The 26,898-nt window shown below is 68.3% G+C and carries 31 protein-coding genes and 1 pseudogene; all 32 read left to right on the plus strand.

Features of this window, described 5'->3' with window-relative positions; all coding sequences use genetic code 11:
* The first annotated feature begins 78 nt into the window (after window positions 1–78).
* Entirely contained in the window at window positions 79–414 is a 336-nt protein-coding gene (locus tag P5P27_RS02465) for a DUF4326 domain-containing protein (RefSeq protein WP_423201249.1), read from the plus strand.
* Entirely contained in the window at window positions 407–628 is a 222-nt protein-coding gene (locus tag P5P27_RS02470; RefSeq protein ID WP_278126242.1) for a hypothetical protein, read from the plus strand. Before P5P27_RS02465 ends, P5P27_RS02470 begins: the two co-directional genes overlap by 8 nt.
* Window positions 628–768: a hypothetical protein gene (locus P5P27_RS02475; protein ID WP_278126244.1), complete on the plus strand. Its 141-nt coding sequence runs from the start codon at window positions 628–630 to the stop codon at window positions 766–768. The genes P5P27_RS02470 and P5P27_RS02475 overlap by 1 nt, the downstream gene beginning before the upstream one ends.
* A complete protein-coding gene (locus P5P27_RS02480) occupies window positions 765–1,004 on the plus strand; it encodes a DUF7427 family protein (protein ID WP_006894515.1) in 240 nt (79 codons plus the stop codon). The genes P5P27_RS02475 and P5P27_RS02480 overlap by 4 nt, the downstream gene beginning before the upstream one ends.
* Before the next feature lie 74 nt (window positions 1,005–1,078).
* A complete protein-coding gene (locus P5P27_RS02485; RefSeq protein ID WP_006894516.1) occupies window positions 1,079–1,582 on the plus strand; it encodes a hypothetical protein in 504 nt (167 codons plus the stop codon).
* Window positions 1,569–2,615, plus strand: coding sequence for a hypothetical protein (locus P5P27_RS02490; RefSeq protein ID WP_006894517.1), 1,047 nt, complete (start codon window positions 1,569–1,571; stop codon window positions 2,613–2,615). Before P5P27_RS02485 ends, P5P27_RS02490 begins: the two co-directional genes overlap by 14 nt.
* Complete coding sequence (locus tag P5P27_RS02495) at window positions 2,599–3,246, plus strand: hypothetical protein (protein WP_006894518.1); 648 nt, start codon at window positions 2,599–2,601, stop codon at window positions 3,244–3,246. Before P5P27_RS02490 ends, P5P27_RS02495 begins: the two co-directional genes overlap by 17 nt.
* A 15-nt stretch (window positions 3,247–3,261) precedes the next feature.
* Window positions 3,262–4,689: a phage portal protein gene (locus P5P27_RS02500; protein ID WP_278126248.1), complete on the plus strand. Its 1,428-nt coding sequence runs from the start codon at window positions 3,262–3,264 to the stop codon at window positions 4,687–4,689.
* A 6-nt stretch (window positions 4,690–4,695) separates the two neighbouring features.
* Entirely contained in the window at window positions 4,696–6,333 is a 1,638-nt protein-coding gene (locus tag P5P27_RS02505) for an ADP-ribosyltransferase (protein WP_278126250.1), read from the plus strand.
* Window positions 6,334–6,685: 352 nt separating this feature from the next.
* Window positions 6,686–7,333, plus strand: a complete 648-nt coding sequence (locus P5P27_RS02510) for a hypothetical protein (protein ID WP_278126252.1) — start codon at window positions 6,686–6,688, stop codon at window positions 7,331–7,333.
* Window positions 7,334–7,381: 48 nt separating this feature from the next.
* Entirely contained in the window at window positions 7,382–8,326 is a 945-nt protein-coding gene (locus P5P27_RS02515; protein ID WP_278126253.1) for a major capsid protein, read from the plus strand.
* A 13-nt stretch (window positions 8,327–8,339) separates the two neighbouring features.
* The gene (locus tag P5P27_RS02520; RefSeq protein WP_278126254.1) at window positions 8,340–8,603 is read left to right on the plus strand and encodes a hypothetical protein; all 264 of its coding nucleotides are present in this window, start codon (window positions 8,340–8,342) and stop codon (window positions 8,601–8,603) included.
* 7 nt (window positions 8,604–8,610) lie between these two features.
* Complete coding sequence (locus tag P5P27_RS02525; RefSeq protein ID WP_278126256.1) at window positions 8,611–9,015, plus strand: hypothetical protein; 405 nt, start codon at window positions 8,611–8,613, stop codon at window positions 9,013–9,015.
* Window positions 9,012–9,386: a hypothetical protein gene (locus P5P27_RS02530; RefSeq protein ID WP_006894526.1), complete on the plus strand. Its 375-nt coding sequence runs from the start codon at window positions 9,012–9,014 to the stop codon at window positions 9,384–9,386. The genes P5P27_RS02525 and P5P27_RS02530 overlap by 4 nt, the downstream gene beginning before the upstream one ends.
* Window position 9,387: 1 nt before the next feature.
* Window positions 9,388–9,600 carry a hypothetical protein gene (locus tag P5P27_RS02535; protein WP_278126258.1) on the plus strand — a complete coding sequence of 71 codons (213 nt, stop codon included), beginning with the start codon at window positions 9,388–9,390 and terminating at the stop codon, window positions 9,598–9,600.
* 4 nt (window positions 9,601–9,604) lie between these two features.
* Window positions 9,605–9,925, plus strand: coding sequence for a hypothetical protein (locus tag P5P27_RS02540; protein ID WP_006894528.1), 321 nt, complete (start codon window positions 9,605–9,607; stop codon window positions 9,923–9,925).
* Window positions 9,926–9,933: 8 nt separating this feature from the next.
* Entirely contained in the window at window positions 9,934–10,416 is a 483-nt protein-coding gene (locus P5P27_RS02545; protein ID WP_278126260.1) for a hypothetical protein, read from the plus strand.
* Between the two features lie 155 nt (window positions 10,417–10,571).
* Entirely contained in the window at window positions 10,572–11,147 is a 576-nt protein-coding gene (locus P5P27_RS02550) for a hypothetical protein (RefSeq protein ID WP_006894530.1), read from the plus strand.
* Window positions 11,148–11,238: 91 nt separating this feature from the next.
* A complete protein-coding gene (locus P5P27_RS02555) occupies window positions 11,239–11,661 on the plus strand; it encodes a hypothetical protein (RefSeq protein ID WP_278126261.1) in 423 nt (140 codons plus the stop codon).
* A gap of 116 nt (window positions 11,662–11,777) precedes the next feature.
* Window positions 11,778–12,080: a hypothetical protein gene (locus P5P27_RS02560; RefSeq protein ID WP_006894532.1), complete on the plus strand. Its 303-nt coding sequence runs from the start codon at window positions 11,778–11,780 to the stop codon at window positions 12,078–12,080.
* 15 nt (window positions 12,081–12,095) lie between these two features.
* Window positions 12,096–17,474 carry a phage tail tape measure protein gene (locus P5P27_RS02565; protein WP_278126264.1) on the plus strand — a complete coding sequence of 1,793 codons (5,379 nt, stop codon included), beginning with the start codon at window positions 12,096–12,098 and terminating at the stop codon, window positions 17,472–17,474.
* Complete coding sequence (locus P5P27_RS02570) at window positions 17,471–18,322, plus strand: hypothetical protein (RefSeq protein ID WP_278126266.1); 852 nt, start codon at window positions 17,471–17,473, stop codon at window positions 18,320–18,322. The genes P5P27_RS02565 and P5P27_RS02570 overlap by 4 nt, the downstream gene beginning before the upstream one ends.
* 1 nt (window position 18,323) lies before the next feature.
* On the plus strand, window positions 18,324–19,958 hold the full coding sequence (locus P5P27_RS02575) for a Gp37-like protein (protein WP_278126267.1): 1,635 nt from the start codon (window positions 18,324–18,326) through the stop codon (window positions 19,956–19,958).
* 1 nt (window position 19,959) lies between these two features.
* The gene (locus P5P27_RS02580; protein WP_006894536.1) at window positions 19,960–20,331 is read left to right on the plus strand and encodes a phage gene 29 protein family protein; all 372 of its coding nucleotides are present in this window, start codon (window positions 19,960–19,962) and stop codon (window positions 20,329–20,331) included.
* Window positions 20,332–20,404: 73 nt separating this feature from the next.
* Window positions 20,405–20,914, plus strand: a pseudogene (locus tag P5P27_RS02585) (M15 family metallopeptidase); the annotation flags it as partial.
* 6 nt (window positions 20,915–20,920) lie between these two features.
* The gene (locus P5P27_RS02590) at window positions 20,921–21,406 is read left to right on the plus strand and encodes an LGFP repeat-containing protein (protein ID WP_278127403.1); all 486 of its coding nucleotides are present in this window, start codon (window positions 20,921–20,923) and stop codon (window positions 21,404–21,406) included.
* Window positions 21,406–21,666: a holin gene (locus tag P5P27_RS02595; RefSeq protein WP_006894541.1), complete on the plus strand. Its 261-nt coding sequence runs from the start codon at window positions 21,406–21,408 to the stop codon at window positions 21,664–21,666. The genes P5P27_RS02590 and P5P27_RS02595 overlap by 1 nt, the downstream gene beginning before the upstream one ends.
* On the plus strand, window positions 21,663–22,052 hold the full coding sequence (locus P5P27_RS02600) for a DUF2746 domain-containing protein (protein ID WP_278126268.1): 390 nt from the start codon (window positions 21,663–21,665) through the stop codon (window positions 22,050–22,052). Before P5P27_RS02595 ends, P5P27_RS02600 begins: the two co-directional genes overlap by 4 nt.
* A 37-nt stretch (window positions 22,053–22,089) precedes the next feature.
* Window positions 22,090–23,142 carry a hypothetical protein gene (locus P5P27_RS02605; RefSeq protein WP_278126270.1) on the plus strand — a complete coding sequence of 351 codons (1,053 nt, stop codon included), beginning with the start codon at window positions 22,090–22,092 and terminating at the stop codon, window positions 23,140–23,142.
* Window positions 23,139–25,613 (plus strand): hypothetical protein, encoded by a 2,475-nt coding sequence (locus P5P27_RS02610; protein WP_278126272.1) that lies wholly within the window; start codon window positions 23,139–23,141, stop codon window positions 25,611–25,613. Before P5P27_RS02605 ends, P5P27_RS02610 begins: the two co-directional genes overlap by 4 nt.
* A gap of 73 nt (window positions 25,614–25,686) precedes the next feature.
* The gene (locus tag P5P27_RS02615) at window positions 25,687–26,628 is read left to right on the plus strand and encodes a glycine-rich domain-containing protein (protein WP_278126274.1); all 942 of its coding nucleotides are present in this window, start codon (window positions 25,687–25,689) and stop codon (window positions 26,626–26,628) included.
* Window positions 26,628–26,897: a DUF7233 domain-containing protein gene (locus P5P27_RS02620; RefSeq protein ID WP_278126276.1), complete on the plus strand. Its 270-nt coding sequence runs from the start codon at window positions 26,628–26,630 to the stop codon at window positions 26,895–26,897. Before P5P27_RS02615 ends, P5P27_RS02620 begins: the two co-directional genes overlap by 1 nt.
* Window position 26,898: the final 1 nt, after the last annotated feature.

Genomic DNA, 26,898 nt, shown 5'->3' on the forward strand with positions numbered 1-26,898 from the left:
GGGTTCAAGACGATCCGGGAGGTAGTGGGCGTGGCTGACCCGAAGCGCATCCAGCGCAAGCGCACCAGGGGCTGGCGGATGCCTGACGGTGCGATCTACGTGGGCAGGCCGAGCAAGTGGGGCAACCCGTACACCGCCGAACTGATGCACCGTCGCAGCGTCGCGTACCAGCTGTTGGGCGCCGACCCGCCTGTGCGGGAACTGCTCGCCGATGCCGTCGAGGCGTTCCGATGCGATCTGACCTACGGCCCCGACTCCGCGTGGTGGTGGTACGGACCGCACGTGCAGATGATCGCGATCAAGGGCGCGCTCGCTGAGTTACGTGGTCACGACCTGGCCTGCTGGTGTCCGCTCGACCAGCCGTGCCACGCAGACGTCCTGCTCGACCTCGCGAACGGAGAACACGATGAGTGACGACCTACTGATGGTCGGTGACTGCGGCGACGTCGTCGCGGCGGACCCGTACGACGACGTCTCCGAGAAGCTGTTCGCGTTGGTCGAGGAGTCGCTCGACACGTACTTCGGCTGGATGCTCGGTTACTCGCCTTCGTCGGACCGTGGTGCCGGGTGGCTGCGGCCGTTGCTCGAGGCGTACGAGCGCGCGGACCGGGAGGACTCGCAGGCGTGATGATCGCGGTTCGTCTGTTCGGGCACGAGCTCGTCGCGCTCGAGCTCTGCTGGGATGACGGCGACTCGGACGGCGTCGATGCGGCGCTATCGAGTGACACGACGCCGGTCGGCTTCGCACTGATGGGCGACGACGGATGACGGCTGGCCGTGCGTGGGCGCTGCTGGTCGCGGCCGTCTTGTGGTGGGAGCGGCAGTGCTACCGGTCGGGTCGGCCGGAGCATCTGCTGTCGAGGGGGATGGATAGGGCTCGGAACCGCAACCGCGTGATGCGGTGTGTGCTCGACGGCGCGGTGATCGCGACGGCGTTGCACCTCCTGCGGTGGATTCCTGACCGTCTCGATGTCTATCAAGCGGTGCGCTGGACGCGCCGCTGATTCACGCTGGCTCGGCGAGATGCCGGGCCGCTCAATTGATGTCGGCGAGATGCCGGCGGATAGGTGGTTTCGTCATGGCTGGACACGGAGGTGCCCGTAATCGCTCTGGACCGACGCCGTCGCCGACGTCGGCGCGGTCGGACGCCCGCGATGTGCGCGCGAAGAAGCTCACGGTGGGCGGCTACGCCGGTGACTTCCCTCCGCTGTCGAACTTTCTGCCGGACGGTACCGAGCGCGAGGGCGTGGTGTGGGCGTCGCTCTGGCGGACGCCGCAGGCGGGGCAGTGGATCAAGGAGGCGTGGCGTCACCGAGCTGTCGCGATGTACGTGCGGTGGCTGGTGCGCGCCGAGGACCCGGAGGCGACGGCCGCGACGATCACCGCGGCGCAGCGACTCGCCGATCAGATCGGCATGACACCGGCAGGGCTCCGCGAGAACGGCTGGTTGATCGTCGATGACGACGCGACGACCAACCCAGAGCAGCAGCAGAAGCAGGAGGCGGTGAGGCAGAGCCACGGCGCCGCCCGGACAAACGGTGGTGGCCGGCGGATGCGAGCGGTGCCCGATGGCGAAGGCTGAGGGCTTCATCGTCGATTTCCCGACTCTCGCCGACGTTCAGGATCCGTGGGTGCAGGCGCACTGCTCGGTCCCGGACGGGTTCGACAAGGGTCGCCCGTTCGTGATGAGTGACGACCAGTTCTACTGCACAGCGCAGCACTACCGTGTCCGCTCGTCGGCGAAGTGGCAGCCGCGCCGGCCGATGAAGGCGCAGGCCTTCATGCACCGGCGGTCGCTCATCGTCGGCCCTCAGAAGTCGGGCAAGGGGCCGTGGTCGGCGACGATCGCGGCGCTCGAGGCGGTCGGACCGTCACTGTTCGCCGGGTGGGCCGGGGCCGGTGACGGTTACGCGTGCGCTGACTGGGGCTGCAACTGCGGATTCGAGCACGAGTATCAGCCGGGTGAGCCGATGGGGATGCCTCAACCGACGCCGCTCATCCAGCTCACCGCGCCGTCTGCTGACGCGGTCGACAATGTGTATCGCCCGCTGACGTCGATGATCAAGATGGGCCCGCTCGCCGACATCATGCTGGTGCGAGAGGGCTTCATCCGACTGCCGGGCGAGGACAACCGCATCGACATCGTCACCGCGGCCGCGAACTCTCGTCTCGGTAACCCGATCTCATTCGCACTCCACGACGAGGCAGGCCTGTACACGAAGGCGAACAAGCTGCTGAAGGTCGCTGAGACGCAGCGGCGCGGCGCGGCCGGTATGGACGGCCGCACGATGGCGACGACGAATGCGTGGGACGCGTCGGAGAACTCGTACGCGCAGCAGACGTGGGAGAGCACGGCGAAGGACGTGTTCAAGTTTTGGCGGCGCCCGTCGAAGTCGCTGAGCTGGGGCAACCGTCGTGACCGCCGGAAGATCCTCGAGGAGGTCTACAGCTCGTCGCCGTGGGTCACGCTCGCGTCGATCGAGGCAGAGATCGATGACCTGATGGAGACCGACCCGGCACAGGCCGAACGATTCTTCGGCAACCGCGAGACCACGGGCATGGGCGCGTGGCTCGAGGCCGGACTGTGGGAGCGCGCGTATGCCAACGCGTCGTGAGAAGCCGATGGTGTGGCTGCCGAATCCGCCGAAGGGCACGCAGATCACGGTGGGGTTCGACGGCTCTGATTCCGATGACTGGACGGCGATCCGCTGCCAGACCCGCAGCGGCAGGAGCTTCACGCCGCGCTTCGGCCCGGACCGCCGGCCAACGATATGGAATCCCGCGGAGTTCGGCGGCGAGATCCCCCGCGATCAGGTGAATGTCGCGGTCGACGAGATCTTCCAGCGGTGGCGCGTCGCGAGAATGTACGCCGACCCGTTCGGCTACTACTCCGAGATCGGGGCGTGGTCGCAGAAGCACGGCGAGAAGCGGGTCATGGAGTGGGCGACCAACCGCGATAAGGCGATGTACGAGGCGATCAAGCGGTTCGAGACCGATCTGCGGACTGGGACCGTGACGCACGACGGCTGCCCGATCACTACGCAGCACGTCGGCAATGCCCGCAAGGTGCCGCGCCCGGCGCAGCGCTACGGGCTCGGGAAGCCGCACGGCGAGTACCACCGCAAGATCGACGCCTCGATCGCGTCGATCCTCGCGTGCGAGGCAGCAGGAGACGTCACCGCGGCGGACGCGTGGGACGAGGTCGAGCGCGCCGAAATCAGCACCGTCATGTACGGCTACAGCTAGAAGGGACCACCCCATATGCAGGACGAACTGGAGCGGCTCCACGTCGGCACCGCGGCGATCGCGGCGGCCGAGAAGGAGTGGAAGCGCCGGGAGGACAACTACCGCGGTAACCAAGCTCTGCCGTACGCGCCGGAGGGTGTGAGCGTCGAGTACCTCGAGCTCCGCAAGCAGGCGATCGCGAACTGGCTTGCGCCTGCGATGGACGTGCCGGTGCAGCGCATGGAGATGGAGTCGGTCACCGACGAGCAGGGCAAGGTCGACACCGACGCCTGGCAGTACATGACCGCGGCCAAGATGCACACCCGTCAGCGGATCCTCTACTCATCGATGATGGTGCACGGTCGCGCCGCGCTGTCGGTGTCGAAGGTTCCGGGCGGTGGCCGCATGTACGTGGAGAACGTTCGCCGGTTGCACTTCGAGCCCTCGCCCGAGGATCCGTTCTCGACGCAGTACGTCGTGAAGCGGTGGACGGAGAAGAAGCGGGCGGCGACGGGACTGTGGACGCCGCCGGGTGCTGACGTCGGGGTTCGGGAGTACGCCGTGGTGTACGACGATGTCTCCGCTGTGCGGTGGATGAAGAAGTCCGCCGGCACGCTCGGCGAGTGGACGAAGGTCAGCGAGACCGTGCACGGGCTCGGCGCACTCCCGTTCGTGCAGATCGGGTCGCGCGTCGACGCCGATAACGTCCCTCACGCCGCGATCGACGGACTGATCGACATGCAGGACGCCATCAACACGATCCGGTTCAACACGCTGCTCGCGATGCAGTTCTCGGCGTTCCGTCAGCGGGTCGCCACCGGATACGACCCGCTGCTGCGTGATGCCTCCGGCGACGTCATCTACCTCAAGGGACCGGACGGTCAGCCGATCATCGGCCCCAACGGGGAGCCGGTGCCAGCGCTGCGCAAGGGTGGGCGCGTCGGCGTCGACCGGATGCTGATCTTCCCCGGCAAGGACACCAAGGTGTTCGACCTGGACGAGTCCAACCTCGACCGCTACGTCAACGTCTACGTCCGATTCCTCACGGACCTGTTCACCAAGGGGCAAGTGCCCCCGCAGTACGCACTCGACAAGATGGCGAACCTGTCCGGCGATGCGATGGCCGGAGCGGACGCCACGCTGCAGGCCCTCGTCGGCGATCTGCAGGGCGAAGCCGCGGGCGGACTGTCCGAGGCGATGCAGCTGATGGACCGCGCGCACGGCCGTACACCGGTCCACCGTGAGATCTCGTGGGCAGACAAGGCCCCAAAGAGCTTCGGCCAGATCGTCGACGGCATCGTCAAGCTCGTCCAGGGCGCAGGATTCCCGAAGCGCGACGCCTGGGACATCCTCCCCGGAGCGACGCCGACCAAGGTCGATGCGTGGATCGAGCACGCGAAGGAGGAGGCGCGCGAGGCGATGGAGCTGGATCTGGCGGCCGCTGGCCTCGGATCGGGAGAGTAGCGCGACGTGCTCGACGCTCCGCAGGCCTCGCAGCGCTACACGCGAGAGCGGCACAGCCTCGTCCGGCCGACGCTGGCCCGCGTGCTGGCACTGTGGGGCACGACGCCGCCGCCGGGGGACTGGGACGAGTGGTTCGCTGAGCGTGGGCCGCGCATGGCCGCTGTCGTCGAGGCGGTGCAGCCTCGGCTGATCGACCTGTCGACGCAGGCGGTCCCACAGATCCTTGCAGACACCGGCAGCAGCAGCCGCGCGGAGGCGGCGGTCGACGCGAGCCAGCTGATCGGCGTCGCCGGAGACGGCCGCTCGATCACCGGTCTGCTCGGCACTGCGATCACGACTGCGCGGACGGCCAGCGACAGTGCCGCGCTGTCCGGTGCCGGCATGGAGCTCGGTGCCGCGGCGCAGGGCTGGCGCGCCGCGCGACTGGACCTGATGACGAAACTCCTGACGGTCACCTCTGACACGAGCCGCGCGGCGATGAGCTTGGAGACGGTCACTCGACCGCGGGTCGGGTACACGCGCAAGCTCGTCGGCTCGTCGTGTGCGCGGTGCGTGGTGCTCGCAGGCCGCACGTACCGCGCCGCCGACGCATTCGATCGTCACCCGCATTGCGACTGCGAGCATGTCCCGGCCGACACGCGGTTCCTCGACCTCGCGACGGTCGATGCCCGCGCGCATTTCGACGGGCTCTCGCGCGCGCAGCAGGATCGACTGTTCACGAAGGCTGGCGCGCAGGCGATCCGCGATGGCGCGGACATCAACCAGGTAGTGAACGCACGCCGGGGCGCAGGACTGTCGTTCGCGTCGGGGCGGATCACGAAGGCCGAAGCCGAGGCGATCCGGAACTCACGCGGGGGACGAGCTCGGGTGCGGTCGGTGACGACCGAGGGGACGACGCGGCGCGGTATCGCGGGCAGTCGCCTCGGTCGGGGTCCGGGAGGGAAGCATCCCGCCAAGCAGCGGCTGATGCCGGATGCGATCTACCAGGCCGCCGACGGTGATCGGGACCTGGCGCTTGAACTGCTGCACGACCACGGGTACCTGCTCGATCCGCCGACGAAGCGTCCGACGCGGGGTAGGACCGGAGGAGATGGGGGCGATGAGTGGATCAAGCGCAGTCGGTCCGACGTGCGAGCGCTGACCGGTAAGTATCGCAGGCATGTCGAGGAGTACACGGGGCCGAGCCACCGTGACATCAACAACTGGCTGCGTCGGTCTCGCGGCGATCTGGACGCTGAACTACGCCCCGATCTGCGAGCCAAGGTCAAGAGTCTCGACGCGGTCTTGCAGAAGCGTCCGACGACAGAGCCGATCGAGCTGACTCGGACGGTCGGCCTGGACGCGTTCAAGCTGACGCGTGGTGAGGACCTGGTCAAGGTCGAGGGGTCGCCTCGTCGTGAGCACGGGTACATGTCGACATCTCGGATGCCGGATGGCGGGAACACGAAGGACTACAAGAAGCCTGTCAGGCTGACCGTCAAAGTCCCCCCGGGGACCCCCGCTGCGGTGATCGAGGACGTCTCGAAGTACGCGGGGCAGGGCGAAGTCTTGCTTGGCCGCGGGCTCAAGTACATACTGGTCGGGTCCAGGTTCGATCCGCAGATCAATATGTGGCGAGCAACGATGGTGATCACGAGGGAGTGAGGGCGGGGCAATGAGTGCACTCGACGACGACACTCTCGGTTTCGAGCTCGTGACGGACCTCGACGACCTTGCTCAGATGCGTCGGTCGCTTCTCGAGGACCACGGGATACGACTGGAGCTCCAGCCTGCAGAGCGCGCCGCGGGGTTGACCGAGGCCAGCATTTGGGCGTTCGAGCGACCTGCGTCCTGAGCGCTTGCATCCTGAGTTATCCACAGGCATACTGATGTCGGTGGTTACCCCCATGCCTTGAACGGCTGGGGGTTTCGTCGTTTCTAGGCCCGACCGCGAGATGCGGTCGGGCCTTCTTTGTGTTGTCCGGGAGATCCGGACTCATCCGAGATGGAGCCTGTCATGTCGCATCGCACCCTTCCCAGCACCCTGCATTCGGTCATCACTCCGTGCGCTCCGGAGGGGCGCCATCCGCGACTGCGGTTCTTCGCGATGGGCGAAGACAACAGCGGCGGCGGCGGTGGCGGCGCAGGAGGCGCTGGCGGCGACGGCGGGCACGATGCCGGAAGCGACAACGGCGGCGACGGTGGAGACGGTGGCGATGTCTTCAAGTCGGAGCACTCGAAGAACGCTGTCCTGGCCGATCTGACGTCGGAGCGCAAGGGCCGGGCTGCTGCGGAGAAAGAGCGAGACGCTCTGGCGCAGAAGCTCGCCGAGATCGAGGACAAGAACAAGACCGACGAGCAGCGCAAGCAGGAGGCCGAGGCCAAGCGCGACGCCGAACACCGCGCCGCTCAGCTGAAGGCCGACCAGTACGAGGCCGCCGAGAAGGCGGGCCTGCCGCTGTCGTGGGCCAAGCGGATCGCGGGGGCCACCCCGGAGGAGATGCTCGCCGATGCGCAGCAGCTCAAGTCCGACATGGACGCTCAGTCCGCCGCCGGACACCGGACGGACGGCGCGGGCGTCGGTGGGGCGGGCGCCAACGACACGGCGGCGACGGCGGCACCTGGTGTCGCTCGTGCGTCTGTGTACTACCAGACCAGCAAGTAACGACCCCCGGCGGCGGCTGCCTTCGGGATCACAAGAAAGGAACAGCTCATGGCTGTCACTCTGGCCGAAGCCGCGGTTCTCTCCGAGAATCAGCTGTCGCGCGCCATTCACGAGATGTTCGTGCAGGAGTCCCCGATCCTGGACCGGCTCCCGCTGATGACGATCGAAGGCAACGCGTACGCGTACGACCAGGAGCAGACGCTGCCTGGTGTCGCGTTCCGTGGTGTCAACGAGGGCTACACCGAGTCGACCGGCACGTTCAACCAGCTCACCGAGAAGCTCGTCATCCTCGGTGGCGATTCCGACGTGGACCGCTTCATCCAGCAGACCCGGTCGAACGTGTTCAATCAGCGCGCCGAGCAGGACAAGCTCAAGGTCAAGGCCATGAGCTACAAGTTCAACGACCACTTCATCAACGGTGATGTCGTGACCGACCCGAAGGGTTTCGACGGACTGAAGAAGCGCGTCGTCGGCAACCAGGTCATCGACGCCGGCACCAACGGGATGCCGATCCTCGGCGACGGCAGCTCCGACACCCACGCATTCTTCGACAAGATGGACGAGCTGCTCGCCGCGTGCCCCGGCGCGGATGCGATCTACGCATCGCGGCAGGCGCGCTCCAAGATCATCTCCGCCGGCCGACGTATCGGCGGCGTGGAGATCGTCAAGGAGGACATGACCGGCAAGCGCGTCGCGCAGTGGCAGGGTGTCCCGATCCTGGATCTGGGTGACAACCTGTCCGGCGGTCAGGTGCTCCCGGTCAACGAGACGCTGGGTACCGCCTCGAACACCTCGAGCATGTACGCGGTCCGCTTCGGCGGCACGGACGGCGACCAGGCGACCACGGGCCTGACCAACGGCGGCGTCCAGGTTGACGACCTCGGTCAGCTGCAGGAGAAGCCCGCACTGCGCACCCGCATCGAGTTCTACTGCGGCCTCGCACTGTTCGGCGGCAAGGCCGCTGCCCGACTCCGCGGCGTCATCGCCGCCTGACCAGGAGAAGATCATGGCTGAAACCGACACCAGCGCTGACGCGGACGTCACCGCTATCGACACGGCGACCGACGCCGAGGCCGCTCCCGAGACTGTGGAGCCTGCCGCGGACGCCAAGCCCGCGGCCAAGCGCAGCGGGACGCGCAAGAGCGCGGCCAAGTCGCCGGCCAAGCGCAAGGACCGCATCGAGCGGTACGAAGCGCTCAAGGGCGACGGCACCGTCGTGACCGTCGAGCGCAACATCGACACCGGCGCAACCTCGATCGTCGAGGACTGAGACGGCGATGGCCACGCCTCCGACCCTCGTCGCCGCCACGGACGTCACGACGCTGCTGGCGGCGGACCTGCCGGGAGAGGGCACGCCGGAGCGCGCGCAGCTCGATGAGCTGTGCGAGCAGGCATCCGCCGAGATTCGGGCCCGGGTCGTCGCCGTCGACGCCCGGATCGCGGCGGGCTCGCTTTCGGCGGTGCGGGTCCGGGGCGTGGCCGTCGACATGGTCCTTGCCGCGCTGGAGAACATCGAGCTCGGCTTCCGGTCGACTGGCGAGACGTACCCGGAGATCGGGACGACTCAGGTGGCGGCGGCGAACCGGCTCACGGTCGAGATGACGGCCGCGCAGGTCGCGGCGCTGTCGCCGGTGGTCTCCGACGCGGCCAACGGCATGTACTCGGTGCAGATGTCATCGTGAGGTTTCCCGAGCAGTGGGCGATCCGACCGCCGCGCCCGACAACCGTCGACGAGGGGACGGGCAATCGCCGCCCGGGACCGGCTCCCGATCCGATACTGGTCCGTGGGTCTCTCGAGCAGCGCTTCCCTCGCACTGACGAGAAGCTGCTGCCGGGTGGCGTCGTCGCGGCCGAGGCCCTGCTGCTCCTGCACCCGTCAGCCGAGAACAAGATCCCGGGGCCGATCACGCTCGAGCATCGGGCGATCAGCCCGGACGGCGAGGTCTGGTCGATCGTGCGGATACCGAAGGCCCGCAAACGGCGTCGCGCGTCGGCGCCGACCCGCTACATCGCGCTCGTCATCCGGCGAGCGACCGACATCAAGGAGAAGTGACATGGCTGCAGCGAAGCCCACCGACGACAAGCCCGTCGACGACAAGGCGAACGAACAGAGCACCGTCGCGGCGGCGCCGGCCGCGGACACCGCACCCAAGGACAGCACGCCCGATTCCGGCCTGGTGCAGTGGAAGGACGACGACGGCAACGTCCACACCGGGTCGCGGTACGGGTCGGCCTACCGCGAGTACCTGCGGAATAAGAAGGACTAGCTCGGTGGCGGCGTCGGTGTCCCTGCGGTCGCGAGTGTTCGCGAAGGCCGCGATCGCGCAGGCGAACGCGACGTCGGTGGAGCAGCGCGCGCAGGTCGCGCACCGCGCCGCCTCTGACGCCCGCGCGGAGGCGCCGGTCTTGACCGGCGAGTACCGCGACGGAATCACCGTGATCGTGGAGGGCGAGGACGTCACCCTCTCCGACACCGATGAGACTGCGATCCACAAGGAGTACGGCACCAGCGATACGCCGGCGCACGCGACTCTGATCAATGCGGCGTCGCGGTACGGCACGTACTACGGTGCACGACCGAGAGGGCACTGATCGTCGTGATGATCACGCGCAAGACGCCGTTCGCTCCGGGAGCTGCGCGCGAGCTGCTGCGGTCGACGCCGGAGTTCATGGAGCTCGTGGGCGATGATCCGCAGCGGATCACGACCAGGGAGCTTCCGGATCCGCTCCGGGGACCGTGCGTGACGATCTACACCGGCGTCAACCGGCGGCAGAACATCGAGCTGTCGAAGCCGCGGTTGATCGTGTCGGTGTGGGTCCCTGCGGCGGAGATCCTCGTCGATGAGGGCATCGACATGGATCCGGAGGAGCTGTCGTGGGACGTCGCGGATCTTGCCGGCCGGATATTCGATCGGCACCGGCAGATGGGTCGCGGTGGCGGATTCGAGTTCCGCGGGGTCACGTGGCGCTCCGAGTGGGATGCCGGCCCGACGACGATGGTCGACCGTGAGCGTGGCGCGGAGTCGCCGCTGTACCGGTCGGTGATCGAGATTCTGATGAAGGTGGGCTCCGGCCCTCGATAGACCACCCGCCCCTGTGCCAGGCAGCCCGCTCCGCGGAGGCACGGCGAGGTTGGGTGACCGGGACCCCGGTCTGGTGCCTGCTCGGCACGCCAGGCCGGGGTCTCTCCATTTTCCAGTGACCGCTCACCTCGTGGGCGCAGTGAAGGAGCTTGCAGATGAGCACCACCCCCGACAATTCCAAGGCCTACGTCTGGCAGGACGGCGACGCCTACCGTGCGCCCGCCGGCACCGCTCTCCCGGAAGATCCGTGGGCGCACCCGCTCGTGACCGGCACCTCGCCCGGAGTCACCTGGGACGCGTTCGGCGGTATCCAGGCCGGATTCAACCTCGAGCCGAACCAGGACATCAAGAAACACACGATCTTCAACAAGCGCGACTCCACCTACGCGCTGAGCCGTGGGCCGCGTGAGGACACGACCAAGTTCCGGGCGGTCGACTACTCGAAGGCGGCGGTCCTGACCTCGCTGCTCGGTGGCGAGATCGTTCAGGTCGGCACGTCCGAGGTCTACAAGTGGGTCGGCGGAAACGCTGAGGAGTTCGCTCTGATCTGGACTCTCGCGGACCCGTCGAACGCCTCGACCGACCGCGTCGGTTTCTACACCGAGAAGGCCACGCTGAGCTCGCCGCCGCCGCGTACGTTCGCCGGCGAGGACCTCGACGGCTGGGAGTTCGAGATCCTCGCGCTCTCGCCGCTGGTCCCGATCAGCAACTGGAACCCGCTGGCGCCCTAGTGCCCCGTGGGCGGTGCCGGCCGGGGAGCGGCCCCGGTCGGCGCCGCCTCATCTCGATCCCCGACTCATCCCACAGGAGAGCTGACACACCATGCCGAGCAACAAGACCAAGAAGAGCACCGCGCCTGCCGTCGAGCCCGAGGCCATCGAGACCGAGCCCGTCGAGCGCATCGACCTCGCCAGCATCCTGGAGGTCGGCACGCCGGGCACCGAGCCGGTGCCGGTCACCATCAAAGGCGTCGATTTCTCGATCAACCGCTACTTCAGTCCCGACACCGTATGGGCCTGGTCGGACCTGCAGCGCGCGGACCCGAGCGAATTGACGCCGTCTGAGGTCGCAGAGGGCAACCGGGCGGTGCTCAAGATCCTGCTGCCCGAGGAGGATCACGACAAGATCGAGGAGCTGCTGGCGATCCTCGACACGCGGAGCATCGCCGAGTCGCGGCGGATCTTCCTGTACATCAACAACCTCGCAGGACTGGTGGACCGCCAGGGAAACGCGTTGGCGCTCTAGACTTCCTGCTTTCCATCCGGGAGAGCTGGGGCGCATACATTGGCCGCTTCCAGCGGCAGTACGGGCTCGACCTGCGGGCGGCACTGACGTCGAAGCTGTGGCAGGACGTCACCCTCTTGCTCGATGACCTGACCGAGACGTGGACTCGCACCGACGAGAACATCGCCACGTTGGTCGACATTCAGAACTGGTGGCTCGAGGCCGAGTACGTCAAGTGGACGACCGACCCCGAGGAAGCCAAGGCGGCGTCGCGGTCGGCCGATCCGACACCTCCGCTGCCAGTCCTCCGCGCCGTCGCGTACCGGCCCCCGGCCGCGCACGCGGCGGCGGTCGAGCGCTACGAGGCGCGCCGACCACAACAACCGAAGCCGAGCGGCCAGATGGACGCACGGTCCTTCGGTGCACTCTTCGGGCTCTGAGAAAGGGACTAGCTGATGACGGCAGGCGGCCGGATCGACATCGACGTCGTCCTCAACGACAAGGACGTCGCAGCGCGACTCGACTCGACCCTGACCAAGGCCACCGCCTCGGCGAAGAAGGCAGCCGGCGCACTCGGACTTGCGTTCGGCGGCGCAGCTGTCCTCGGCGGACTCAAGTCCGTCATCGACGCCGGCGTGGAGTTCGACACGGTCCTCAACCAGCTGCGCGGCGTGACCGGGGCGACTGGGGCCGAGATGGCGGCGGTGTCGGAGAAGGCACGTCAGCTCGGCAACGACATCGCGATCCCCGCGACGTCGGCATCCGATGCCGCGCAGGCGATGCTGGAGCTGAGCAAGGGCGGACTGTCGGTCCAGCAGGCGATGGACGCCGCACGGGGCAGTCTCCAGCTCGCCGCCGCCGCGCAGATCTCCGCCGCGCAGGCCTCGGAGATTCAGGCGCAGGCGATCAACACATTCTCGCTCAAGGCCTCCGACGCAGGGCACGTCGCGGACGTCCTCGCGGGCACCGCGAACGCCGCGGCGGGCGAAATCACCGACATCGCACAGGGACTGCAGCAGGCAGGCTCGGTCGCCTCCCAGTTCGGCATGACGATCGACGAAACGGCCGGTGCGCTCGGCGTCCTGGCGAACAACGGCATCAAGGGCTCTGACGCGGGCACGCTGCTCAAGAGCACACTGCTCGCGCTCCAGGACACCGGCAAGCCCGCGGCGACGGCGATGGAAGAGCTTGGCATCAGCGTCTACGACGCGCAGGGGAAGTTCCGCGGCCTCGGCCCGATCATGGACGAGCTCAAGACTGCGTCGACGAACCTCACCGAGGAGCAGTACAACCAGGCGACCGCGACACTGTTCGGGTCGGATGCGATGCGGCTTGCCGGGATCGCGGCCAAGGACGGTTCGAAGAGCTTCCGGGAGATGACCGAGCAGGTCGGTAAGGCGGGGTCCGCACAGCGTCTTGCGGAGGAGATGGCCAAGGGCTTGCCCGGTCAGCTCGAGCGGCTGCAGAACGCGGCCGACGAGACCAAGCTCGCACTGTACGACCTGCTGCGCGGGCCGCTGACGGATCTGGCGAGCTTCGGTGCCGATCAGCTCGGCAACCTCTCCGACCTGCTCAAGGGTGACACCGGCGGGATGAGCGAGGGCCTGCGGCCGCTGGTAGAGGATCTGAAGTCGATTGGCGACGGACTCCACGGGATCGCGCAGGATCTCGTGGGCCCGGGCGGCGCGCTGACGGTGATCGGGGAAGGCGCGCAGGCGACGGGCAAGCTCGCCGTCGCCGGACTGGAACCGATCACCGGCGCGGTCGGCGGCGTCCTCAACGTATTCGCGGGCCTACCGGCACCCGTCCAGACCGCTGCCCTGGCGATGGGCGCGTTCGCAATCGCCCGCAACAAGATCGCCACACCCGGGCCGCTGAAAGCACTGACGGCGTTCCGCGCGGAGATGTCCGCGCAGAACTCGCTGGCGAAACTGGCGACCCGCGAGGTCGACAAGTACGGTCGCGCGATCGAAGGCACCGGGCGGGGCCTGACGGTAGCGCAGCGTGCGCAGGCCGCGTACCGGACCTCGACTCTCGAGTCGGTGTCGGCGATGCGGGGATTCACCGACCAGGTGGGCGCAGTGCGACGCGGTGCAGCCGCAGCGGGCGAGCCGGTGGGGCTCCTGACGGCGACGATGCGCACGATGGGGGAGCGTAACGGCGCTCTCGGCCAGATCGGCGGAGCGTTCACGGCGGCATCGCAGGGCATGGGCCGATTCGGCTCGGTCGCGGGCACCGCGGCCGCGGGCGCGAAGGCGCTCAGGCTCGGTGCCGGAGGGTTGGCGTCGGCCCTCGGTGGCCCGTGGGGCATCGCGCTGGGGGCGGCGTCGCTCGGTCTGGCGATGTACTCGCAGCGGCAGCAGGAGGCCGCGCAGGCCGCCGCCGAGCACAAGCGGAACGTCGACGACCTCGTCGGGTCCATCGACGTGCAGACCGGTGCGCTGAACAAAGCGAGCACGGCACAGATGGCGGCGGACCTGCGCGGCGGAAAGTACGGCAAGGGCAACACTTTCGAGTACTCCGATCAGCTGGGGATCTCGGCCGATCGCGTCACGGCGGCGGCATCGCGGCAGAAGGGCGCGCTCGATGACCTGAATGTCACGCTCGATGCGACGACCAAGAAGTCGCTGGAATCGTCGGACTACTGGAACAAGCAGGGCTCGTCGCTTCGCGCAGCGGGTATCGACGCCGACACGATGACCGACGCTCTGCGCGGCAACGCCTCCGCGATCAAGAAGGTCGAAGGGTTCATGGTCGGGTCGGGGACCACGATCCAGGACTACCGGCGCCACCTCAACGAGTCCGGACAGAATGCCGTCCAGCTGGGGGAGAACGTCAACCTCGCAGCGCAGGCGGTCCGCGAGGCCGGGGCGGCGCAGGACCAGCAGACGCGGGCGATGGAGAAGATGGACCCGCGCGCTCGGACGCTCGCCGAGGCGATGGAGGTTCTCGGGTCCAAGACGTCCACGGCCGCGGAGAAGTCGAACGCGCTCAAGGCTGCTCTGGACGCGCTCGGCGGCGGCGCCGAGGGTTTCGACGCCGCGATGGGGCAGGCGAAGCAGGCCGTCGAGAAGCTGCCGGCGACATGGCAGGCAGCCGCCGACTCGGTCGGAGGGTACGGGGAACTCATCAACAGTGCGACGGGACGCATCGTTCTCAATAACGACGCGACGCGGGCACTGTCGAGCGAGATCTTCAACGTCAAGAACCAGATGAACAACGCCGCAACAGCGGCCTACCAGTTCGCCATTCAGAACGGGCAGGGCAGCGAGGCCGCGGCAGACGCAGCGCGCACGGCGGCATCCGAGATCTACAACAGCTTCATGAAGTCGTCGGACGGGGCGAAGGCTGCTGGCGTCGATGTCGCGGCGCTCGCGACGGCAATGGGGTTGCTGCCTCCGGAGCAGGTTGTGCAGCTGCTCGCGAAGGGCGGCGACGCCGTCTCGGCCGAGCTCTTGCTGATCAAGAGACTGGTCGAGGGCGTGCCGCCGAACAAGGCGATCGAACTGCACTCGATCTCGGACGAGGCGAAGGCCAAGCTCGAGGGAATCAAGGGTCTCGTCGTGACCGAGCTCCCGGACAACAAGGGAGTGACGGTCACTGCGACGACGACTCAGGCACAGCAGGATCTGAACGCTCTGGTCACAAAGCAGAACGAGCTGAAAGACAAGAACGTCACCTACCGGGCGACGGTCATCGTCGACGAAGCGCAAGCTCAGTCCGCCAGGTGGGGCGTCGAGACATTCGGCGTCGGGTCTCAGCCACGCGCGAAGGGCGGGCCGATCGACGGGTACGCGGTCGGTGGTGGTGTCGGAGCCGATGGCGCGATCCGTGGTCCGGGCACCGGGACGTCCGACTCGATCCTGACGCAGGTCCCGGCGGGCGGTCACGTGGTGACCGCGGCCGAGGTATCCGCGGCCGGTGGCCACGGTGCGGTGAATCGTCAGGTGTCGGCACTCGGTGCTGGTCGGCCGGGCCGCAAGACGGCGACGGCGGGACCGCTGATGCCGGTGGCACTGTCGAACGGGGAGCACTACCTCGCGCCGGACACGGTCGATGCCGCCGGCGGCCACGACGCGATCTTCGCGTGGCGCGCCGGGCTGGCGCAGGAGCGTCAGGGCCTGTACCTCGGTGGACTGGTGCGCGCCGAGCAGGTCGGTAAGGCGAACGACGGGCTGCCGTACATCACCGGTGCGCGGGACTGCTCGATGTGGGTGTCGTGGATCGTGCAGGCCGCGAAGGGGCAGGAACTCACGCGCCTGTTCACGACGTACAGCCTGCTGGACGGTCAGACTGGTGGGCTCGAGCCGGGCGCGTCACCGTCCGACTACCTAACTGTCGGTGTGTCGCAGGAGCACATGGCAGCGACGGTGCGGACCGATCACGGCCCGGTGAACACCGAGTCGGGCGGGAACTCGTCGCCGTCTCAGGTGCGGTGGGGTCGCGGCGCCGCCGGCGCGTTCGACGGCCAGTTCCCGTTCCGCTTCCACCTGCCGAAGAACTTGATCTCGCCGCCGCCAGACGAGACCAAGCCGGACGTGTCGGCCGAGGAGGCCGCGACCGAGACGATGAAGGCCGAGGACGAGACGCAGTCGCGGCAGTACATCGAGCCGCCGAAGGCACCGAAGGCCGAGGACGTCGCCGCTGAGGCCGCGCGGATCGGCGTCCGCGGACTCCTGGAGACCTTCGACATGCAGGACTCGGTATTCGCCGATCCGGACAAGTCGACGATCGGTCGGGCGCTGCAGATCGGCATCAACACGCAGAAGTACCGCGAGCAGCAGGCCGAGGTGCCGAAGTCCGAGTCCAAGAGCGGTGGTGTCAGCAAGGAGGACCAGGCTGCCTACGACCGCGACAAGCTCGCGCGCGATCAGAAGTACGAGAACGACCGCTTGGCGATCAAGAACTCGATGAAGTCGGGGCCCGAACGGGACCGCAAGCTCCTGGACCTCAAGCAGAAGCATGACCAGGACAACCTCGAGGCGAAGATCAAGCTCCGCGACAAGAAGTCTGGCACCGACAGCACGTCGGAGTCGGACCCGTCGACGGCGGGGAAGACGTCCGGGCCTGCCGATACCGACCCGTACCGGCTCGTGGACTCGGCTCCCTATGACCCGTCGCGCGGCGCGGTGCAGTGGGAGAAGGAGGCGACGGCGGCGCTGCGGATCGCGGGCATGAACTACCGGTGGAAGGACAAGATGATCGGGCAGGGCGACATCGAGTCGCACGGCGACCCGAAGGCTGTCGGCCCGGACTCGCCGGACGGTCAGCCGAAGGGCTGGATGCAGGTGAAGCCGGGGACGTTCTCGGCGTTCCGTGATCCAAAGCTCCCGGACGATCCGTTCAATGTCCTCGCGAACGGTGTCGCGGCTGCCAAGTACGCGAACAAGCAGTACAACGGTGAGCCGCCGTGGCCGACGACGAAGGGCTATTGGGCTGGCGGCATCAACGCGATGGACCCGAGCAAGGCCGCTGTGGTGGCGCCGCAGAACCGCCGGGTCATCGGCGACCGTGCCGTCGCCGACGAGTTCTTCATCCCGGACACCGACGACCCGCAGCACATCGCGCTCGGCGCGGAGTGGGCGCGGCGGCGAGGGTTCCAGCTGGTGAACATGCACGCCGATGGCGGGACGCTCGCGCGGGCTCGTGGCGGTCAGGCGGCGGTCATGGATCGGCCGGCCGGGCCGGTAATCCAGGAGGGCGACCGCCACTACAACTATTCCGGACCGGCTGATCAGGCGCTGGCTTTCTTCCGCGGCGCTCGTCAGCACGACAACATCGTCCGCCGCGGTGCGGGAGTGCAGCGGATCGGGCGGAAGGGGACTCGGCCGTGAGGCGATCGCGAGGGCTGGTCGACGACACGCTGGTGCGACTGTACGACTGGCGCGGCACCGGGCAGTTCGTGGAGCTGTCCGGGCCTCGGCAGGGTGATCACGGCGCGCAGTTGCTCGAGGGCGTGGGTGGTCTGTGGGAGGCGCAGCGGTCGCTGGTGAAGATCGAGACGGCGCGGCTGCCGGGGTCGATCCCGGTGACGGTCCGGATCGAGGAGTTGCTGATCGACCTGCCGACGATCGTGCAGGGCAGCGACTCCCTCGAGTGGCAGTGGTGGAACCGCCGGATCCACCGGATGCTCTCGTTTACGCACGATTCGCCGCTGGTGGTGCAGACGCTCCCGTGGGGACCGCGGTGGGTCTCGGTGCGGCGGCGCGCCGCGCACGAGGAGGAGATCGTCGAGGACCCGACGTTCGGGCTCTCGCAGATCTGGACCTGGCAGCTGGTCGCGCACGATCCGGACTGGCGGTCCCCGGATCTGACGGCCAAGTGGGACAACAGCTCCGGGACTGGGCGCGGCAACCTCCGCATCGCGTACCGCGGCGATCGGCCGAGCTTCCCGAAGTGGACCGGTCTCGGGCCGGACTGGAATCTGCAGGAGCCGGTGTCGGGGCTGTGGAATCCGCTGCCGCGCATGGCGGCGGGCGAGGAGTGGAAGGTCGACTCGTATCCTCTCGCCTCGCAGCTGATGTCGAACCTGGACCGCAACAAGTGGCGTCAGCTGCAGCGCGGGTTCACCGCGTCGGTCGACGAGGAGGGCGAGTACGTCCTCGGTGTCGAGTGCTCCGGTCCGGCGTCGGCGAAGGTCCAGCTGCGGCTCGAGCAGCGCTACGAGCATCCGTGGGGCTGACATGAGTGACCTCGATCGGATCTACCACGAACTGTCCGAGCGCGATGACGCGGCGCGGCGGGCTCACTTCTCGTCGACTCTGATCCAGCTGTGGGACGGGAACATGGAGTACCCGCTGCAGGTGCGGTCGGTGATCGACCACGAGGGGGAGGACCCGACGTGGTCGGTCGGTGGCGGCGTGACGCATTTTGCGTACGACTCCCCGGAGGGCCACTACTGCTATGACCTGATCCGGCCGGACGAGGATCTGCATCTGACCGTCGAGATCGTCGACCCCGACGATCCGTCGATCGGGTGGGAATCGCGGGTCGCTTTCAAGGCCGTCAACGTCGACCTGGTCGATCAGGAGGACGGCACGCAGATCGTCGAGGTGCAGTGGACGACGGCGCTGGCGCACTGGGAGCACCTGATCCTGATGGCGGTGCCGATGCTGCCGCCGCAGCTGCAGCCGATCCACTACTGGGTCGCGCTCGGCAACATCCGGACGCAGTTCCTCCTCGCGCTGCACATGGCTCTGGCGGTCACGTACTCGCCGCTGTGGCGGTTCGTCGACAATCCGTTCTCGATCGAGTCGTACCGCGATGCCGTCGACCCTCGCCGGTGGCCGCTGATGGTGTCGCCGCTGACTGCGCTGCGCGATGCGACGAAGCCGGTCCTCGCGGCGTTCCGCTTCGACATGGCGCTGCCGGCAATGATCGACCAGCTGCGCGATGCGGACTGCTGGCCGGTCGCACGGCAGTGGCTCCCCGGTGACCCGCAGCCGTTTCCGTCGCACGTGACGCTGGTGCGTCCGACGCTCATCCTCGACATCGAGCACGAGGAGCTCGTGCCCGGCATCACCGGGACGTTCGTCGATGGGTACATTCATCTGCTCGTCGGTCTCGCCGACGACCTGATCACGGAGGTTGTGCACCCGATACTGGACCCGTCGCTGCTGCCGAAGAATCCGTCGCAGCATCCGCTCGGCGACAAGCTCGGCCTGGCGCCGGCGAAGCCGTGGCCGCTCTACCGCCGCGGCGAGTACTCGGGCATCGTCGAGGGACGGATCAGTCTCCGTAAGAGCCTCGGCACCGTGTTCTGGACTGGTGGTCGCAGCCCGGAGTGGGTGAATCAGGCCATCACGCTCGCGATCTCGACGGCGCTGGACTACGTCGGTTTCACGATGGGAATCCCCGGCCTCGGCAACCTGTACCAGGGGCAGCTCGACAACACCGTGCTCGCCTTCGCCAAGACCGAGGACCGCCGCCGCGCCCGCGGCGCCGGCCGCTTCGCGTTCCGCCACGTGTGGTGCTCGGAGGCCAGCGTCGGTTTCGGTATGGCCACCGCGATCGCACTGCGCAAGGGGTGGTTCGACTCCAAGCCGCGCATGGTCCGCACTGTCGAGGTCATCGACGGGTTCCCGTACCGGATCTACCGCGACGTGAAGAAGGGCTCGGCGTGCTGCTTCGAGATGCCGGACGGATCGATCTACGTCGACCGCATCACCAACATCAAGCACCGCCTGGACCGGGAGACCGAGATGCGGTACGCGCTGGTCGTCGGCGACGACACCGGAGACGAGGACCCCATCGCCGAGCTGTGGGGCCGCTGGAATCAGATGCGCGACGTCGCGCGGAAACTCTTCTTGGAGCACTGACATGACTGATCTGCCCGCCATCTGGCGCGCCGACCCGACACCCGGCCGGCAACACCGATTCGCCGATTTCTTCCGAGACGTACCGCTGCTCCCGGACGGGCAGGCCGTGTACCTCGACAGCGACCAGCGCAACCGCCTGGCCACCCACGCCGAGGCGTGCGGCCTGCGCAAGGTTGCGCCCGCGGCCGTCAAGTACTGGCCGCCGCCGCGCGGCTCCCACATGCCCGGGAACACCGGCGTGTGGGTGCCGGTGACGATCGAGGACCCGATCGAGATGCAGCTGCCCGACCCGGCGTCGATGACACCGCACGAGCGCGAGCATCTGCGCGCCGAGCTCGCGCGGTTCGACGCCGCGGACCATCCCTCCGAATAGACCCGCTCTACCCCTTGCCTGGCGGCGCCCCAATCCTGGGGCGTCGCCTTCGTCATATCTGAAGGAGAACACGATGTCTTTCCGCACTGTCTACGGCTATTCCACCTCGGAGGCGGGGTGGCGCATGTGCAACCGCGACGAGTGCGGACTCGTCACGATCCCGGACCTGTACTACGTGGACACCGCACCCATCCGGAAGGGCGCGCCGCTGACGATCCTGGGCGCCTGGCTGTACTGGTATGACCGCAACGTCGAGGAGATCGTGTCGCCGGTGTGGGGCTGGTCGGCGACCAACGACGTCGCGAACTCCAATCACCTCTCCGGCACAGCGGTCGACGTCAACGCTCCGCGGTACCCGTGGGGATCGCGGACCATGCCGGCGTCGAAGAAGGCCAAGGTCCGCGAAGGCCTCCGACTCTTTGAGGGCCTGGTGTTCTGGGGCGCGGACTGGGACCGCGCCGACGAGATGCACTACCAGATGGGCGTCGCCGAGGGTGATCAGCGGGCGGCGGCATTCGCGGCGAAACTGCGCGGCGGGTACCTCGGCATCTACAAGTCGGCGCCGCCGGCACCGAAGCCGGTGCCGAACATGATCGATGAGTGCGCTCGCCGCCATCCCGAGATCGGAGCTCGGCTGCACACCGGTGAGAGGATCTGCAAGGACGGCGTCGGCCGCTACGCCGAGTTCGCCGGGGGCCGCATCTACTGGCACCCGCGCACCGGCGCGCACGTGATCCCGGCCGGCCCGATTGGCGAGGCCTTCGACAAGCGCGGTTACGAGTGGAACCTCGGCTACCCGGAGTGGGAGGCGAACCTCGCGCTCCGTGACGGCGGCCAGTGCCAGGCATTCGAGAAGGGCGTCCTGTACACGTACTCGGGCGGGCCGGTCGAGGGGGCACTGATCCACGGCAAGATCGGCGACCGCTGGGCGAAGGAGGGATGGGAGGGTGGCCGTCTCGGGTACCCGCTCGGCGACGAGCAGCCCACCGCTGACGGCGGCCGCCGGCAGGAGTTCGAGCACGGCGCGATGCTCTGGCATCCGTCCGAGGCCATCGAGATTCTGGCGGCACGCTGATGTGGACCGCACGATTCTGGCGTGAGGCGCTCGAGCGCGCGGCCAAGACCGCGGTGCAGTCGCTCGCGGCGATCGCGGTGTCGGCATCGACGGCCGCGACGATGTCCGGCGGCGACTGGGTGCTCGCGCTCAAGACCGCGGGGTTCGCAGCGGTGTTCTCGGTGGCGACCTCGCTCGTGTCCTCGGGTGTCGGTGACCCGAATACTCCGGCCGCGCTGCCTGCTGCGCCCTCTGGCCGACACCGAAAGGCGGATGAGTGAGCGGCGTTGCGGAGCAGATGATCCACGCCGACAGCGCTATGGACCTGTGGGCGTATTTCCTGGCCGGGCTACCGGCGACCATCGCTGCGATCACCGCGGCGGTGGTCGCTGTGCGGTCCCGCAGCCACAACCGCGCGATCAGGAGCCAGGTCGAGAACGACCACGACACGAACCTTCGGGACGACATCGACAAGGTGACCGCGATCGTGCAGACGGTCGACGAGAGGACGCGGCGTATCGGTGATGAGCAGATCCGCGAGCAGAAGGCGCGCCGTGAAGCTGACAAGCGCACCAACGACCAGATCTCCGAGTTCGTCGAGGACGTACTGACGCGCCTGGACCGGCAGGACCGCATCGCAGACAAGTACCACCCGGGCGAGCCCTGACCTCGCCTCCACCTCCTGTGCAGAAGGACTACATTTCATGGCATCTCTTGGCACCCATCTCGGCGACATCCTGCTCCGCTGCCGCGTTTTCGGGCTGGCGACCCCGCCCGGCGAGCCGCCGATGATGCAGGCTCAGCTCTCGATCACCGGCGAGGACGCAGACCTGGCGCTACCGGTACTCAAGGGAGACCCGGGCGAACCGGGGACCCCGGCGGCACCGTTCAAGTGGCAGGGCCAGGTCGCCTCGGCCGGCGAGCTCCCGACACTGTCCGACACCCCGGCGGACAAGGGCAAGGCCTACGTCGTCAGCGACGGCACCGGCACCGGTGACATCGCGTACTGGTCCGGCACCACCTGGAACTACTTCGTCGATGCGTTCGGGCCGGGCCTGCCGGGACCGGTCCCGGACATCACCACCACCGGCGAACTCGTCGACGAGGCCGATCCGTTCGAGGTCGTGGTCTCCGGCCCCGCCAGCGCCCCGAACCTCCACTTCAAGGTGCCGGCGCAGCCCGGCCCGCCCGGGCCCGGCGGGGACTGGGGCCTGTACGACAAGACTTCGCCGCGCCCGAACGGCGCGGTCCCGGTGTGGGACGCGACCGCCGGACTGTACAAGCCGGTCGGCCCGGGTGCGGCGGCGCCGGGCGTCAGCCAGTACACGCTGCCGGAGTCGGCGTGGTCGGCGTACTCGGGCAACGCGGCGACGCAGACCGTCGCGACGATGGCTCTGCCGGCGCTTCCGTACGACTATCACATCGACGTCTCCGGGCACGCCCGCATCGGGCAGGGGCTGCTGTCCTCGACGCAGGTCGCACTGCTGGTGCGACTGAATGACCCGACCTCGGGTCAGATCGTCGGGAAGGGGCTGGGTGTCCATACCGGCGTATGCGACATCGGGCCGCACTTCTCGTCGCAGGAGTCGGGCAAGCAGTCCGCGGCCGCGGCGCCCGGCACCGCGACGGGCCGCGTCTCGGCCGGCACCGCGGCGACGCTGTACGTCGTCGGCGTACGGGAGTCGGGGTCGGGGACGTGGACACTCGGTCAGGCTGACGCGCAGCTGCGCGTCCTCACGATCCCGGATCTCGGATGAGCGTCTACAGCGACTGGTACGACGATGTCCCCGTCGACCCGTCCGGCCTCGACGGCGAGCTATTCGACCCGCCGGTCTCGCCGCTGGACCGATCCCGGATCCCGTCGCGCACCGGCGGACTGCCGATCGATCCCGACCTCGCCGCGATCCTCGCAGGGGAGGACGGCCTGGCGACCAAGCCCGACGTTGTGCAGCTCCTCGACGAGGTGCGCGAGTTCGCCGTCGCGGTCATCAAGACCTTCGGCGGAGATACCGGGGCGCTCGCCGCGTGGATTGACGAGCACGCGCCGGGGTTGTCGTGGCTGCCGGACCTGACTGACTGGGTTTTCAAGCTCATCACTAACCCTGGCCGGGCGCTCTCTGAGCTGCTCTCGGGCGTCATCCCGATCGGACTGCTCGCGCCGACGACGCCGAACCTGCTCCCGAACCCGGCCTTCGATGGCGCGGTGTCGATGGTCGAGGGCGACGGCTGGGCCTACGACCCGGACGTCGGCCGGACGTCGCCGGGCTCGGCGCGCTACGACTGCACCGGTGTCGCTGGGATGCAGCTGGCGACGCCGGTGCAGGTCGCCGAGGGCCAGAAGGTCGCGGCCGAGGCGTGGGTCCGCTGGGCTGGCGTGACCGCCGGTAGCGGTACCGGGATCCGGTTGATGTACCGGTGGTACTCGGGCGAGACGCTGGTGTCGACGACGCAGATCGCGGCGGTCACCGATCCCGTCGCGGTGGGCGGCTGGTCGAAGCTCTCGGCCGCGGCGATTCCTGCGCCGGCCGGTGTCGATTCGGTGTGTCTGGCGCTCGTGGTCGATGCCGGGCTGGCTGCCGGGCAGGTGTGGTTCGATGACACGTCGCTGACGAAGCCGACCGCGTCGTTGCCTCAGCAGTGGATCTCCGGGCTGGTCGATGACCTCGGGCAGTTCTGGACGATGATCGAGCAATTCGCCTCGATCGTCGCTGGTGGCGCGGTCACCGCGATCAACGGCATCGTGCAGGATTTCAAGGACGGGTGGACGTCGACGAGCAACTGGATCCAGGACATCATCAATGCGATCCTGCGCGCGATCCGCCGCGTCCCAGTAGTCGGCGGCACCATCGCGGACATCATCGCCGAGGTCGGCGGTCTCAACGACCGCACTGACCAGGCGAACCAGTCCGTCGCGTCGGTCAGCTCCCAGGTCTCGTTCGTGGCCGATGTGATCGCGGTGCGGTCGGGCGTCGGCGTGTGGGAGTCCGGTCCCGACCCGACCGGCATCGTGTCATTCCCGTACTCGATGCTGATGCTGCACAGCCACACCACCTCGGTCACAGGGAGCACCGGGACCAGGGACGGGGCGTCCAGCTCCACCGGCTTCACCAGTGCAGGCGGCGAGAACCACAGTCACTCCGTCTACTCGACGTCGCACTCGCACGACGCGGGCAGCCTCAAAGTGTCTGTCGGGATGGGTGTGCCGACGATCAACGCGACGGCGTCGTGGGCGCCGTGGGCGTCGGTCCGGTTCCCGTCCTCGGCGGACCGGCAGGTATTCACCTTCCTGGCGTCGAAGTCGGGGTCGGTCACCTCGTTCTTCGTCGATGTATACCGCCTCAACGCCAACGGCTCGTCGTCCTACGTCGCCTCATCGACGGACCAGTCGGGCAATGTCGGCGGCGCTCTGGCGTGGCAGCAGGTCATTCTCCCGGCGATCCCCGTCGAGATCGGTGACGTGCTCGAGGTGCAGTTCCGCGTGGCCGGGTCGGGCACGGTGCAGATCGCGGGTATCAATCTGCCGTACCCGACACCGATCTCCGGCTTCCGGCCGTACGCCCCGGGGTCCGGGCGCGATCCGTCCGGCAGCGCCACGCCGGCCGAGATCGCGATCGGTGTGCGGGACTCGATGTACCAGGGGCCGGTCCCGTTTGTCTCGGTCGGCATCGACCTTGGTCAGACGGCGATCCCGCGCTACTTCTACGACGATTTCAATCGCGGGTCTCTGGGGCCGCGCTGGTCGACGTCGGGGAACATCGGCGTCACGGGCAACCGGGTACAGCATCGCGGCGGCGTGCTCGAGTCGGGGACCGCGACCGCGACGTACAGCCAGCAGCTCCTCACCGACAACGCGCGAGTCGAGTTCGATCTGTCCGCCGGGTCGGGCATTGCCGGAGTCGGCGCCTGCTGCAGCTCGACCCTCGGGTCGGGCCTCTGGTTCGTCGTCGACTCGGGATCGTGCTCGATCCAGACGGGCTCGGCGGGGAGCCGGACACAGCGGGCGTCGGGCGCGGGCGGGGACGGCCGGTACGTCGGCACCTGGACAACCTCCGACACGACCGCGCGCCTGTACCGGAATGGCGAGCTGGTGGCGTCGTGGGTCGACAGCGCGAGCGTGGTGCCGCACGGCGACGGCCGTAGGTGGTGCGCACTGATCGTGTCCAAGCCGGCGCTGCTCGACTCGGGCAGGATCGACAACTGGGTCGCAGCTGATGTGGTCCCCCAGTAGACCCGAGGCAGAGCCGCAGCAAGGATGGGTCGGCACGGACGGCCCACAGGTAGCAGATCCGGTGCAGGGCTGGATGCGTGCTCGACTCGCCGCTGCACTGGCCTCGGAGTTTTCCAGTCACGACGCGGCGGCACTGCGTGCGCATCTGACCGGCGTTGACGAGAGCCGCGCCCTCGACGCCGCTGCACTGCGTGCTCACCTGACCGGCAGCGGCGCGGCCGCGGTGGTCGACGGCGCCGCGCTCGTGGCGCATCTGACCGGCACGGGCCGCTCGCACGGTGTCGATCGCGCGGAGGCAATGATCCGCTGGCACCTCACGGGCGCCAGCCGCTCTCACAGCCGGGACCGTGCTGCTCTGCTCGCGCACCTGTCCGGGTCGCCGACAGTCGGCCATGCGTCGGACGCCGCGGTGGGTCGGTTCTCGGTGCACGCTCCGGCGATCACCGTCTACGACCAGCCCGGCGTCTTCTCCTACCCGGTACCCGGATGGTGTACGCACCTGGATTTCGTCGTGATCGGCGGCGGCGCGTCGGGACAGTCCGGGTCGGGCGTACTCGGCGGCGCGGGAAAAGGCGGCATCCCCGGCACCTGGGCTGGGAAGACCGTCGTCCGGCTGAACGAGTGGATGTCCACGAGCCGAATCCCGTTCGAGGTATCGGCGCTCTCGGTCACGGTCGGAGCAGGAGGGGCGCAGGCACCGAACTCGGACTACGGCGGGCCGAACCCCGGCACAGCAAGCGCGGTGAGCTACAGCAGCGGCACGAACGTCGTGGTATTCGCGCAAGGCGTGGGCGGGTCTGGGACCGGCGACTACCAGAATGGGCGCCCGGTCCCAGATTTCACCTACGCGGGCACCACGTACACCGGCGGCGCATCCGGCACCGGAAACGGTGGTGCCGCGAGCGCGCCCGGCGGCGCCGGCGCGGGCGGTAACGGCGGCGTATTCGGCAACCGGACCCGCGGCGGCGCCGGCGGCGCGGGCCGAGTCTGGATTATCGCCAGGCAGGTGTACTGATGCAGATCACCCTGCCCGCCAGAGTCCCGGATCGGCTGATCGTCCCGCTCGGCTCCCAGATCACCGCGACCACCGACACCGACACCGGGCTGCTCATCACCCTCGACCACATCGACTACGACTACAGCCCGTTCGCAGACCCGGCCGCGCCTGCGTTCGAGTTCCTCGCCGACGTCATCCGCATCGCCGCCGACCGCATCATCACCATCGACCGATCCGTGACCTGCATCAGCGGCCCCGGACGGATCTCACGAGAGAAGGACTACTGAC

The organism is Gordonia sihwensis, from assembly GCF_029632925.1.
Taxonomy (GTDB): domain Bacteria; phylum Actinomycetota; class Actinomycetes; order Mycobacteriales; family Mycobacteriaceae; genus Gordonia; species Gordonia sihwensis.